This window comes from Methylobacterium platani, assembly GCF_001653715.1.
Lineage (GTDB): Bacteria > Pseudomonadota > Alphaproteobacteria > Rhizobiales > Beijerinckiaceae > Methylobacterium > Methylobacterium platani.
Window position 1 is genome coordinate 75,756 of sequence record NZ_LWHQ01000064.1, and the last position, 12,490, is coordinate 88,245.

Here is a 12,490-nt window from a genome sequence, read left to right on the forward strand (position 1 = left end):
GGCGTCCGGCGCATCGGCGCCGACGCGGGGACAGGGAAACCTTGCGGGCTTAGCCAGCGCCCTCGAACGGATCCATTCGAAGGCGCGGCGGTATGACAGGCCGGGGCGGTCGGGTCGTCGGGCTGGTATGGCTCGCCCGCCTCTGCCCGACGATCGTCCGGGCTGCGATCGCCCCGCTCCTGCCGCCGCACCCGCCTCGCCCCACCCGCCTCGCCCCAAGGGCGGGCGTCCTCGGCTGGACGACCGCGCCGCCCTGACCGGCATCCTGTTCGCGCTGCGCTCGGGCATCTCCTGGGAGATGCTGCCGGCCGCGATGAAGAGCGGCTGCGGGATGGGCTGCCGGCGCCGGCCGCGCGGCGGGCGAGATCGACTGGAGCCGGGCGAGCGGCGACAGCGAGCGCGCGCCCGCGATGCAGGCGACGACGCGACATTGCCGTCCCGTGACCGCGACCTTCGCGGACGAAGACATCGAACGCCGGCGTCGGGTCCTCGATCATGGGGCATCTTCTGTCGAGAGACCGGCAGCGATGTCGCCGGAACATGCCTTGTCCGGCCGCACTCAGCCGTCGGCGGGCGGCTTGACGAACTTGCACTTGCCGCCCTGGGACCAGGGCCCCTGCAGGCCATGCTCGGCGCAGAACGCATCGACGGCGCGGCCGACGCCGGGAAACTTGCCGCCCTGGCTGTCGTAGTCGTCGGCGATGAACAGCCCGCCGGGACGCAGGACCGGCCACCACGCCCGCAGGTCGGCCGCCACCGAGGCCTCCTCGTGGCCGGCATCGAGGTGGATCACGTCGGCGGCGACGCCGCGCAGGCGCATCAGCTCGGCGGCGTTCACCGAATCGAGCGGCAGCGGCACCACCCGGTCGGCCAGCCCCGAGCGCAGGACGTTGGCCAGGAAGGTGCGGTAGAGGCTCGGATAGCCGTTCTCGGGGCCCAGCTCCGCGAACAGGTCCGGATCGGCCCAGTGATCGACGGCGCCGAGCCAGGTATCGACCGCGATCACCGTCCCGGGCACGTCGTGCTCGGCCATCACCTTGGCGAGGTAGAGCGTGCTCGCGCCCTTCCAGGTGCCGATCTCGACGACGATGCCGGGCCGCCGCTCGCGCACCGCCTCCTCGAGGTAGGGATGCACGCTGCGCCAGCCCTGGAGGTCGGACGGGCGCAAGGTCTCCGGCGGGTTCGCGAAGGGATCGCGGCCGTGCCACAGCGCGTCGATGATCGTCCGGCGGGTCATGAGGCGGCTCGGGATGCGGGGGAGGGGGACGGCGCGGCGGCGGCGCGGATCGCGGCGTAGAGGGCCTCGCAGGCGTCGAGCCAGCGGTCGCGGGTGAACAGGCGCAGCACCCGCTCGCGCGGGACGCGGCGCGGGATCGCGAGCGCCTCAGGGATCGCGCGGGCGAGCGCCGCGTCGTCGCCGGACGGGACGAGGTGTCCGGCCTCGCCGACGATCTCCGCGGCCGCGCCCCGGGCAAACCCCGCGACGGGGAGGCCGCAGGCCATCGCCTCGATCGCCGCGAGCCCGAACGGCTCGTCCCAGCACGGCGTGAACAGGAAGACCGAGGCGCGGGCGATCTCGGCGGCGAGGACCGGTCCGGGCAGGTGGCCGCCGTAGCGGACCGATCCGCCGAGCTGCGGGAGGATGTCGGCCTCCCAGTGATCCGGCTCCTCGATCGGGCCGAACAGGGTCAGGGGCAGGCCGGCGCGCCGGGCGGCCGCGATCGCGTGGTGCGCGCCCTTCACGCGGGCGATGCGCCCGCTCCAGACGGCGGAGCCGTCGCCGGCATCACGCCAGGGCCAGGCCGCGGGATCGATGCCGTTGTGCAGGACGCCCGCCCTCGGTGGGGCGCCGTCGGGCCACCACGCCCGCAGATGCGCCGCCGAGGTCGCGGTGATGCGGTGCCCGGGCGCCGGGCTGTCGTGCACGAACCAGCGGAGCGCATCGTAGGGCGGCGCGTGCAGGGAGGTGAGTGTCGGCACGACCTGCGTGCGCCGCCGCTCCAGGGCCAGGCGGCTGAGGGAGTTGTTGTGCAGGACGTCGAACCCCCCGGCCGCGATCCGGTCGAGGGCGGCGGCGTAGGCGCCATCGACCGCGGCCCTGAGGCCGGGATCGCCCCGGTGCTCGAGACCCGGAAAGCGCCGCTCGTGATGGACCGGGACGACCGCGTCGAGGGTGAAGCGCGGGTCGCTGTCGCCGGAGGCGAACAGCACCACCTCGTGGCCCCGCGCGGTCAGCCCGTCGGCGAGGTGCCAGCAATAGGCCTCCAAGCCGCCCGCGAAGGGCGGCGCGATCGGGTGGCGCAGATGGGCGAGGACCGCGATTCTCACGCGGGGACCGGCGCCGGCCCCGGCTCGTGCGCGGCCTCCTGCGCGGCCTGCTGCTCCCGGGCCTCGATGGCGCGGATGACCGAGGCCGAGTTGGTGTAGGGCTGGTGGCCCTGCTGGCCGGTGAGCGCGAGGTCGTCGGCATCCGGGCGGCGCAGGATGCGGATCGGCCGGTCCGGCGTGTCGTCGATCAGCCCCATCGTCCGGAAGGCGTGGAGCCAGTGCCCCATGGTGCGGTAGCCCCACTTGGCCTCGAACAATTCGGCGTTGCGCACCACGCTGTCGAGGTGGTGGACCGGCGGCATGTGGTGGGGGTGGTACTGGTGATAGGCGAGCCCGCCCTTCATCCAGGCGATCGGCAGGCCGCGCCGGTCGAGGAGCTTGCCGAAATCGGTGTCCTCGCCGCCATAGCCGGTATAGCGCTCGTCGAAGCCGCCGGTGGCCAGGAAGGTGGCGCGCCGGATCGCGAAGTTGAGCGACCAGAAGCAGCGGTAGTCGTGGCAGATCTCGAGGCCGGAGGCCGGCGGGCCGCGACGGTCGGAATGCTTCTCGGCGACCCGGGCCAGACCCTCGTAGGCCCAGTCCCCCGCCGCGGCGTGCTCGGGCAGGTGCAGGACCTCGCCCATCAGCAGGCCGTCGAGGGCGGCGAGACCCTGCGCGTAGTCGGCGACGAGGTCGGGCGCCGGGATGCAGTCGACGTCGAGGAAGACGACCGCATCCCCGCTCGCGAGCGCGACGCCGCGATTGCGCGCGGCGGCGAGCGGCAGCGCCTCGCCGGGCACCCGGATTTGGCGGACCGGGAACGAGGCGTGCGGCAGATCGTACAGGTCGTCCTGCATCACCGCGACGATGAATTCGACGGGTGCCTGCGTCTGGCGCTCCAGGCCGCGCAGCACGTTGGCGAGGTGCGCGGGCCGGCCCTTGGCCAGGGTCACGACGGAAACGGTGGACATGCGGGCTCTCGGCTCCGGCAAGGGGGCAGGCAAGGGGGCAGGGGAGGTCAGCCGGCTGCAACGACGCGCAGCGGGGCGGCGGCGCCTTGCGAGGGCTCGGCGGCGCCTTGCGAGGGCCCGGCGGCGCCTGGGAAGGGCTCGGCGGCGCCTTGCCAGAGCTCGTCGGTCAGGCCCTCGAGCCAGCCGGCGGCGCGGGACGCCGCGTCCGGCGCGTAGAGGCCGCGCAGTTCCGCGCCGTCGAGGGCGCGGGCACGGGCGAGGAGGTCGCGCCAGCCCTGCAGGTCGCCGGGCCAGACCGGCGCCTGGACGGCGGCGCCGAGGCGCACCAGCGCCTCGGCCTTGCGGGTCTGCTCGCCGAAGTAGCGCCATTCCGGCATCACGATCAGGCGGCCGCCGACCCGGGCGACCTCGTGCACCGTGTTGTCGCCGGCAGACGCCACCACGATGTCGGCCGCCGCCAGGTAGTCGGTGACCGAGGGCACCCACCCGAGTTCGCGCAAATTCGAGAAGTCGGTCTCATGGCCCTCGCGGTGGGTCGGCCCGAGGGTGAGCCAGAGGGCGTCGGGGGCGGCGCGGGCCGCGACGGTGAGGGGAGCGTAGGGCGTGCCGCTGCCGCCGCCGCCGGTGACCGCCACGACGATCTCGCGATCGGGATCGAGCCCGAGCCTCGCTCGCGCCTCGGCCCGGTCCGGCACCCGGTCGACGCTGGTGCACAGCCCGCCGCTGTAGAAGGTCTTGGCGCGCAGGCGAGCCGGGTAGTCGTCCTGCTCCATCCGGGCGTCGAAGGGCGCCAGCATGCCGACGCAGGCCTCGTAGGACCCGACATGGCCGATATCCTGGCGGTCGCCGTGCATGCGGATCTGCACCGCCGGCACGCTGGCGATGCGCGAGAGCAGCGCGATCTCCGCCGAGACGTCGACGACGAACAGGCCGACCCCGCGCTCGTCGAGGTGATCGAGGATCTGACGCATCGTCCGGCGCATCTCAGGAAGGCCGAGGGGCACGCAATGCATCACCTGCGGCGTCGGCTCGGCGTAGAGGCGCGTGGTCGGCACGGCGGCGCCGATCATGTTCGGCAGGGCCACGATCTCGATATCGCGGGAAAAGCCGTCGAACAGGTGCGGGCCGGCGGTCAGCACCGAGACCGGGCGGTCGCGGGCGAACTCGGCCGCGACCGCCATCGTGCGGTTGGCGTGGCCCCGTCCCTGGTGGTGGACGAAGAACGCGATCGGCTTCTTCATGGGGTCTCTCAGGAGAACAGGGCGTTGGGCCGCAGGGAGGCGGCGATCTCGGGCGGGGTCGGGCTGCGCAGGAGGCGGATCGCGTCCGCCCCCTCGTCCCAGGCGATCAGTCCGGCGTCGCGGAACTGGCCGAGCCAGTAGGTCATGCACCAGCGCCCGTGCCGCTCGCGGAAGCGCGCCGCGTTGGCGAGGATCGGTTCGAAATGCTGCAGCGGCGGCACGTGGACCGGGTGGTGCTGGTGGTAGGCACGCGCCCCCCCGACCCAGAAGGCCGGAAGGCCGCTCGCGCCGAGGCGGGCGGCAAGGTCGGTCTCCTCGCCGCCGTAGCCGGCGAAGGCCTCGTCCATGCCGCCGACCGCGCGCCATGCCCGCGCCGGCAGCGCGAAGGACAGGCCCCAGAGCTGCCCGGCATCGGGCTCGGGGCGCAGACCGGCCTGCGGGACCGGGGGCCGGGCCGGATGGGCGCGGCCGAGCCGGTCGAGGACGGTCTCGTCGTGGTGCGCCGCGCCCGGCGGCAGGTACAGGACCTCGCCGAGGAACAGGCCGTCTCTCGTCGCGGCCGCCTGCGCGTAGGCGGCGACGAGGCCGGGGCCCGGGATGCAGTCGACGTCGAGGAAGATCAGCAGGTCGCCCTCCGCCGCCGCCGCCGCCCGGTTGCGCGCGGCGGCGAGCGGCATCGGCTCGCCCGGCACGTGGAGGTGGCGCACGGGGCAGCCGGGATCGGGCAGGTCGGGCGCGGGCTCCGGTTGCATCCAGGCGATCACCAGCTCGCGCGGGCGCGCGCTCTGGCGGCGCAAGCCGCGCATCAGGTGACGCAGGCGGTCGTCGCGCCCGCGCACCAGGGTCAGCACGCTCACGGTGCAGGCCTCAGGTCGCATGCGCGAACATCCGGCGGAAATGGCCGACGCCCTCGATGATGCCGCGGGCATGCGAGGCCCGGGCGACGTAGGAGTGCTGCAGGGCGGCGTGGGCGGCGAGCCCGTCGGAGTAGTTCGCCACGATGATCGCCTGCACCCGCGCGCGCAGCATCTCGACGTCGTTGCCGGAATCGCCCGCGACGAACACCGCCCGCTCGGGCAGGCGGTAGAGGGCGCGCACGTGGTCGACCGCGCTGCCCTTCGAGGCCCGCTCGGGCAGGACGTCGAGGTAGCGGCCGTGGCTGTGGATCACCGAGGCCCGCAGGCCCGCTCGGCCTAAGCGGGCGCGGACCTGCGCCGCCGCCGCCGCACCGCCGAAATAGCTGAGCTTGAACGCGCGCTGCTCCAGCGGCCCCTGGGGCGCCAGGTCGTCGAGGCCGATGAGCGCGGCGCGGATCGCCTCCCGCTCCCAGCCGGGCAGGATCGCCGCGCGCCAGGCGGCATCCGCCGTGTAGGTCACGCCGTTCCCGTCGAGGTGGTAGACCTCGGAGCCGACCGAGGTGATCATCACCTGCGGCCGCGGGCTGTCCTGCTGCTCCAGGATCGCCATCGCGCTGTGGAACGAGCGCCCGGTCGCGACCCCGAAGGCGAGCGCGGCCTGCCGGCTGCGCCAGCGGCGGAAGGTGCTCAAGCCCGACGCGCAGCCGACGAGCGTGTTGTCGATGTCGCAGATCAGGAGCTGGCGCGGTGCCCGCAGGGGCGGCTCGGCCGCGCGCAGCGCCTGCAGCAGGGCGTGGTAGCGCGCGGCGTGCCGGTCCCAGTCGTAGGCCGCCGCCGCCCGCGCCCCGCCGGCGACGCACGCCGCGTAGAGGGCGGGGTCGTCGAGGAGGCGCAAGGCGGCCGCCGCGATGGCGTCGGGCCGGCGGGGATCGACCAGGATGCCGTTGCCGCAGGTCTCGACGATGTCGTTGGGGCCGCCGCTGTCGGTCGCGACGAGGGGCAGGCCGGCGGCCGAGGCCTCGAGCAGGGTCAGGCCGAAGGGCTCGTTGAGGGCCGGGTTGACGAACAGGCCAGCCCGCACCCGGGCATGGGCGTAGAGCGCCGGCACGTCGTCGGGCCGGTGGCTCTTCGGGTAGGCGACCCGGCCGTAGAGGTCGTAGCGGTCGATGAGCACCAGGAGCTCGCGCATCGTCCCGGCCATCTCGCCGTCGAGCGCGTCGATGTCCTGGCGGGTGCCGGCGATCAGGACGAGGTTCGCCCGCGCCTGCAGCGCGGGGCTCTCGCCGTAGGCCCGCACCAGGGCGGCGAGGTTCTTGCGCGCCACCGGGCGGGCCAGCGCCAGCAGCACCGGCTTGCCGGGATCGTGCAGGAAGCGCGCGATCGTCGCGTCGACCCGGGGGTCGGGCCGGCTGTCGGCGAAGCGGGCGAGGTCGCTGCCCGGCGGCAGGACGCGCACCCGGCCCGGATCGTAGGCCTCGTACCCGGCATACTGGACCTCGGCCTCGTCGCGCGAGGAGGCGATGACGAGGCTCGCGCGGGCGAGCGCCCGCTCCTCGGTGGCGATCCGGCCAGCGAGGTCGGGATGCCGCGCCGCCGCCTCGCCCAGCATCGACGCCTTGACCCGGCCGAGGGAATGGGCGGTGAACACGAACGGGATCCTCAAGCGGTCCTCGACGATCTGCGCCACGGCGGCGGCGTCCGCGTAATGGGCGTGGATCAGGTCCGGGGCCCGCTCCTGCGCGCCGATCCAGGCGATCAGGCTCTCGGCGAAGCTCCCGACCTCGGCGTGCATCTCCTCCTTGGTGCGGTAGCCCGGCGACGCGCTCGCCAGCCGCACCAGCGTGGCCTTGTCGCCGAGGCGCTCTTCGGGCACGGCGTAGTCGGGACCGGGCGCGCCGGAGAACCGGCGCGTCGCGACGACGATCCGACTGAGGCCGGGATCCTGCGCCGAGGCGGCGACGAGATCGAGCAGGTAGCGGATATGGCCGCCGGTATCGGCGGTGAGCCCGTAGACGACGTCCCGGCCGCGCAGGCAGCCCTGCAGGGCGACGTGAAGGACGAACATCAGGTCGCGGCCGCCAGGCAGGCGCCCGCCGCACAGGACGATTCGAGTGAGGTGTTTTCCGTGAATCGTGTCGCCCAAATCATCCGTGTCGCGCAGGTCGCCCCGAACATCTTTCCTACTCCCCCGGAGCATCACGGCGGCACGGAGCGGGTCATCCACGACCTCGGCACGGCGCTGAGAAGCTTGGGCGTTGAGGTAACGCTGTTCGCCCCTTCGGATAGTGCGACACACTTACCCCGTATCGGTAAAAATCCGAGCCTCGCCGCCCTGGAGCGTCGCTACGGCAAGGTCGCGCCCGGGGTGCCGGCGGCCCTCGACGCCGTGCAGCTCGAGGCCCTGCGCCAGCACCTCGACGACTTCGACATCGTCCACTGCCACGGCGAGTTCGCCCACGCCGCTCTCCTCGGCGAGCGCCGGCGGCACAGCCTGACGACGATCCACTGGCGGGTCGACGAGCTCGACCGGGCGCTGTTCTTCGCGGGCTTCCCCGACCTGCCGGTGGCGGCGATCTCGGCGGCGCAGGGCGCCGCCATCCCGGCCGCGAACCGGGCCGGGGTGGTGCATCACGGCATCGCCCGCGACCGCTACGCCGCGTCGCTGGCAGCCGGAGAGTACCTGGCCTTCATCGGCCGGATGACCGACCAGAAGCGGCCCGACACCGCGATCCGGGTGGCGCGGCAGGCCGGCCTGCCGATCCGGCTCGGCGGCACGATCGACGTCGGCAACCCGGGCTATTTCGACCGCGAGGTCCGCCCGCTGCTCACCGACGACGCGGTCTATCTCGGTCCGGTCGACGATGCGGGGAAGGGCGCGCTTCTCGGCGGGGCCCGCGCGCTCCTGTTCCCGATCGACTGGCCGGAGCCGTTCGGCCTCGTGATGATCGAGGCGATGGCCTGCGGCACCCCGGTGATCGCCTGGAACCGAGGCTCGGTGCCGGAGATCGTCGAGGACGGGGTGACGGGCTTCGTCGTCGCCTCCGAGGAGGAGGCCGTGGCGGCGCTCGCGCGGGTCGGGGAGATCGATCGGGCGGGGGTGCGCCGCCGCTTCGAGGAGCGGTTCACCGCCGAGCGCATGGCGCGGGACTACCTCGCCCTCTACCGTCGCCTCCTGTCCGCCTGATGCGCACCGCCCTTCTCGCCTGGGATTACCCGCCGGCCCCGAGCGGCCTCTCGACCGCGGCCCGGGAGATCGCCGAGAGCCTGTCCGAGTCAGGCGCCGACGTGACGGTGTTCACCCTCGATCGCGCGGTCACCGAGCGGATCAACGGTGTGACGGTCCTAGGCCTCGCCCTGCCGCCGGCGGGGGGCCTCGCCGCTCTGCGCCTCTGGGGCTCGGTCGGCCACCTCGCCGCCCCGCTGGCGTTCCGGCGCGCGGTGCTGGCCGCCCATGCCGGCCGCCCCTTCGACGTGGTCGAGGCGACGAACTGGTACGCGCCCGCCGTGCTGCTCGCAGGCCGCCGGGACCTGCCCCTGGTGACGCGGTCCTCGACCCCGGCGGCCTTCACCCGCGGGCCGGCCCCGTCGTTTCGCGACCGCCTCGACGGCGCGACCGCCGATGCGCTCGAGCGGCGCCAGGCGCGGGGCAGCGCCGGCCTCATCGCCAACACCGCGGCGCACGGGGCGGTGATCGGCCAAGCCTACCGCCTCCCGGGCTGCCGGCCCGAAGCGGTGATCGGGCTGAGCCTGCCGCCGGACCTCGCGGAGGGCGCCCGGGACGCCCCCTATCCCGAGGCGGAGGCGCCCGTGCGCCTGCTCTTCGTCGGGCGGGCGGAGGCGCGAAAGGGGTTCGACGCGCTGATGGATGCCCTGGTAATCCTGGCGGACGAGGCGGAGCGCGGCGCCCTGCCGGCGTTCCGGCTCGACCTCGTCGGGGTGCCGCCGGACGACCTGCCGGCGGACCTGCCCGATGCGGCCCGGGCCCGCCTCCGCGCCCGCGGCCGGATCGGCGCCGAGGCTTTGGCCGGATCTTACGCCGACGCCCACGCGGTTCTCGCCCCGTCGCGCTACGAGAGCTTCGGCCTCGTCTACCAGGAGGCCCTGGCCTACGGCCGGCCGGTGGTGGCCTGCGCCGAGGATGCGAGCGCCCGCGCCTTCGTCGGCGCGCCCGGGGCCGGCCCGCTCGCGGCGGCGGCCACGGGACCTGCGCTCGCCGACGCCCTGCGCCCGCTCCTGCGCGATCCCGCGCTCCGCCGGGCCTACCGCGCGCGGGCGCTGGCGGCGGCCGGGCGCTTCACCCGGGCAAGCCTCGGGCGCGCGACGCTCGACCTGTACGCCCGGGCGATCGCGGCCGCGCGCGAGGGCTGATCCTCACGCCCGATAGGGGCGCAGCAGCGCCTCCTCTTCCTCCAGCCGGCCGCGCCCGGGATCGAGGGCCTCGTAGGACCGGGAGCGGGAGAGAACGCGGGCGCGGCTCAAGCGGTGCTCGATCGCCCCGTGCAGGGCGATGAAGCTGCGGCGCCAGCCGCCGTCGAGGGCCGGGCGCTCGTGGACGCGGCCGGCATAGCGCACGGAAGTCCGGTTCAGCCGGTACTGCACGTCCGGGTAGACGTCCGACAGGACCCCATCGACCTGGTTGCAGCGGGGCAGCCCGACCGAGAGGATGTCGCCGTCCTCGGCCAGGGCCGCGAGGGCGGGAAGGCGGCGGCCGGTCTCGGGGCCGAGGGTCTCGTCGGCGTCGAGCTGCAGCATCCAGGCGTGGCGGGCCAGGTCCTGCAGGGCGTTGCGCTGCGCGGCGAAGTCGCCCGCGAGGGGGCGTGCCGCCACCCGCACCGCGCCCGCCGCGAAGCCTTCGACCGCGACCGCGCGCGGCGGCGCGGCCTCGCCGTCGAGGAGGATCGCGACGTCGTCGGTCCAGCCCGCCTGCGCGGCGAGGCCGGCGAGCACCGCGTCGAGCTCGGCCGGCCGGCAGAGAAGGCCCAGCGAGACCGGCGGCCCGTCCGCGAGATCGTAGAGCGCGGCCCGCGCCGGACGAGGGCCGTGAGGCGCCAGCAGCGCCGCACGGTCCTCGGGGGTGAGCGGGCGCAGGCCGCGGCCGAGGCGGGTCGCGGCGATGCGCAGGGTGTAGATGTCGAGGCCGTAGGCGCCGTCCGGATCGGGGACGAAGATCGGTCCGGCGAGGCGCCCGGCGAGGTCGCGCCAGCTCTGCGCCGGATCCGCGTCCCGCTCGGTCAGGACGCCGCAGGAGGCGCAGGCCACCGGGAAGGCGCGCGGGCGCCCCTCGCCGTCGATCAGGCGGCGGTCGCTCGGCGCCAGCATGGCGGCGGCGCAGAGGAAGCAGCGGCGGGTCTCGAGGGTCATCGCGAAGGTCCCGTTCCGGCTGGGGCTGGTCGCGCGGCCCTGCGCGCCATACCTCCCGGGTTCGCCCGTGACGCCCCCGCCGAGACCTCTGCCCCGCTTGCCCGACGACGTCGACCCCCTCCGCGCGGCCTGCTCCGGCCTCTCCTGGTCCGGCCTCTCCGACCTCGCCTCGATCGCCCTCGTCGGCAACGCGCCCGGAATCGAGGCGGCCGCGGCGGATGCGGCGGACAGCGTCGTGCGCTTCAACAATGCCCCGGGCTTCGGCGGCCGGACCGGGTCGCGGGTCACGCACCTGGCCCTCGTCAACCGCGGCGGGCAGATGCGCGAGTGGGTGGCCGATCCGGGCTTCCTCGACCGCCCGGTCGTCCGGCAGGCGCAGGCCTTCCTGCTGCCGTTCCCGATGCTGCCGGCGGCGCATAACCTCCCTGAGCCGATCTGCTTCACCCGCGAGGCGCTGGCGATGCTGCGCCCGCTCGGCAAGCCGGTCCACGTCCTGCCCGAGGCGCTGCACGACGAGGCCCGGCGCGCGCTCGGCGCCCGCACCGAGGGCCGGCCGAACCCGAGCACCGGCTTCCTGGTGGCGCTCGCCCTCCTCCTCGGGCGTCCGGCCGGGTCGCCCGCGGTCGAGGCCTACGGGTTCGGCTTCGCCGGCTGGCCCGGCCACCCCTGGGCGGCCGAGCGCGCCTGGTTCGCCGAGGCGGGCGCGGCCGGGCGGCTGCGGCTGCATCCCCCCTCGACCGACGCACGACCCTGACGGATGGCCCCTGCACCATGGCAACCCTGATCACCGTCCTGAAGGGCGGCGGCCGCTACGATGCGACATGGGTCGCGCGCCTGGCCGACGGCGTCCGCCGCCACGCCCCAACCTTCGAGCGGATCCTCTGCCTCACCGACCTTCCGCTCGCGGTCGACGGGGTCGAGCGGGTGCCGCTCCGGCACGACTGGCCGGCCTGGTGGGCGAAGATGGAGGCGTTCCGCCCCGGCCTCGTCGACGGGACGGCGCTGCTGTGCGACCTCGACACCGTCCTCACCGGACCGGCCGACGCCCTCGCCGAGCCCGGCCTCGCCGCGATGGAGGACTATTTTCATAGAGGCCGCGTCTCCAGCGCGCTGCTGCGCTGGCACGGCGACGAGCTGTCCCCCCTCTACGCCGCCTTCGCGGCCGAGCCCGAGCGCTGGATGAGGCCGGGATCGTGCGGCCCGGTCCCGAATGCCGTCCATGGCGACCAGGTCGTCATCGACCACCTGCTGGGTCGCCGCGACCGGAGGCCGCTCTTCCTCCAGCACCGCTACCCGGCCCTGCTCGACTTCTACGATCCCCGACGCGATGCGCACGGCCCGGTCGTGATCTTCATCGGCGATGCGAAGCCGGACACGGCCCAGGGCTCCGTTCATGCGGCCTGGCTCGGTTCTCGAGGGAAGGGGAACCCGGATTCCCCGCGCCCGCCCTCGGCGCTCGAACGGTGACGGCCGCGTCCGAAGCTCGGCCGCTCCCGACCCCCGGACCGGGGCGTGTTGACAGGGGAGCCGGCTACCCTTAGACAGCCGCTCACCGACGGGGCGCCGACGAACCGGCCGCCGCGACGGACCTCTCCAGAGATGATCAAGCAAGGGCCGGGGCGACCTGGTTCGGCTTTTCGTTCTCCGGAGGTCGAGATCGGCTCCTGGTCGGTCTGCTCTTTGACAAGTGCATCTGAGAAAGAGAAGCGTGGACGGCGTCGTCCCTGCGGATCCGGGTTTCGGCCTGGATCGT

The 12,490-nt window shown here is 74.5% G+C and carries 11 protein-coding genes and 1 pseudogene; 5 read left to right on the forward strand and 7 right to left on the reverse strand.

Translation table 11 applies throughout. From position 1 onward, the window contains the following. Positions 1-127: 127 nt before the first annotated feature. A pseudogene (locus A5481_RS32910) lies at positions 128-410 on the forward strand (transposase); the annotation flags it as partial. Between the two features lie 149 nt (positions 411-559). Here A5481_RS32910 and A5481_RS27195 read toward each other — a convergent pair. From A5481_RS27195 to A5481_RS27220, 6 genes are read right to left on the reverse strand one after another with little or no spacing between them, the layout of a single operon-like run. Further along, positions 560-1,237, reverse strand: a complete 678-nt coding sequence (locus A5481_RS27195; RefSeq protein ID WP_048435975.1) for a class I SAM-dependent methyltransferase — start codon at positions 1,235-1,237, stop codon at positions 560-562. After that, complete coding sequence (locus A5481_RS27200) at positions 1,234-2,328, reverse strand: glycosyltransferase (protein ID WP_048435976.1); 1,095 nt, start codon at positions 2,326-2,328, stop codon at positions 1,234-1,236. The genes A5481_RS27195 and A5481_RS27200 overlap by 4 nt, the downstream gene beginning before the upstream one ends. Beyond that, positions 2,325-3,278 (reverse strand): galactosyltransferase-related protein, encoded by a 954-nt coding sequence (locus A5481_RS27205; protein WP_048435977.1) that lies wholly within the window; start codon positions 3,276-3,278, stop codon positions 2,325-2,327. Before A5481_RS27205 ends, A5481_RS27200 begins: the two co-directional genes overlap by 4 nt. Positions 3,279-3,325: 47 nt before the next feature. Then, positions 3,326-4,519: a glycosyltransferase gene (locus A5481_RS27210; RefSeq protein WP_048435978.1), complete on the reverse strand. Its 1,194-nt coding sequence runs from the start codon at positions 4,517-4,519 to the stop codon at positions 3,326-3,328. A gap of 8 nt (positions 4,520-4,527) precedes the next feature. Then, a complete protein-coding gene (locus A5481_RS27215; protein WP_197514246.1) occupies positions 4,528-5,397 on the reverse strand; it encodes a glycosyltransferase family 2 protein in 870 nt (289 codons plus the stop codon). After that, positions 5,387-7,441 carry an HAD-IIB family hydrolase gene (locus A5481_RS27220; protein WP_048435979.1) on the reverse strand — a complete coding sequence of 685 codons (2,055 nt, stop codon included), beginning with the start codon at positions 7,439-7,441 and terminating at the stop codon, positions 5,387-5,389. The genes A5481_RS27215 and A5481_RS27220 overlap by 11 nt, the downstream gene beginning before the upstream one ends. A 78-nt stretch (positions 7,442-7,519) precedes the next feature. Here A5481_RS27220 and A5481_RS27225 point away from each other — a divergent pair, with 78 nt between their 5' ends. Both A5481_RS27225 and A5481_RS27230 read left to right on the forward strand, forming a co-directional pair. Beyond that, a complete protein-coding gene (locus tag A5481_RS27225; protein ID WP_048435984.1) occupies positions 7,520-8,560 on the forward strand; it encodes a glycosyltransferase family 4 protein in 1,041 nt (346 codons plus the stop codon). After that, entirely contained in the window at positions 8,560-9,744 is a 1,185-nt protein-coding gene (locus tag A5481_RS27230) for a glycosyltransferase family 4 protein (RefSeq protein ID WP_048435980.1), read from the forward strand. Before A5481_RS27225 ends, A5481_RS27230 begins: the two co-directional genes overlap by 1 nt. A gap of 3 nt (positions 9,745-9,747) precedes the next feature. On the opposite strand, the gene A5481_RS27235 is transcribed toward A5481_RS27230, so the two are convergent. Beyond that, positions 9,748-10,737 carry a glycosyltransferase family protein gene (locus tag A5481_RS27235; protein WP_048435981.1) on the reverse strand — a complete coding sequence of 330 codons (990 nt, stop codon included), beginning with the start codon at positions 10,735-10,737 and terminating at the stop codon, positions 9,748-9,750. A 97-nt stretch (positions 10,738-10,834) separates the two neighbouring features. Between A5481_RS27235 and A5481_RS27240 the strand changes: the two genes are divergently transcribed. Then, entirely contained in the window at positions 10,835-11,491 is a 657-nt protein-coding gene (locus A5481_RS27240; protein WP_425339761.1) for a glycosyltransferase family 29 protein, read from the forward strand. A 17-nt stretch (positions 11,492-11,508) separates the two neighbouring features. Beyond that, positions 11,509-12,204 (forward strand): hypothetical protein, encoded by a 696-nt coding sequence (locus tag A5481_RS27245; RefSeq protein ID WP_048435982.1) that lies wholly within the window; start codon positions 11,509-11,511, stop codon positions 12,202-12,204. The last annotated feature ends 286 nt before the right edge of the window (positions 12,205-12,490 follow it).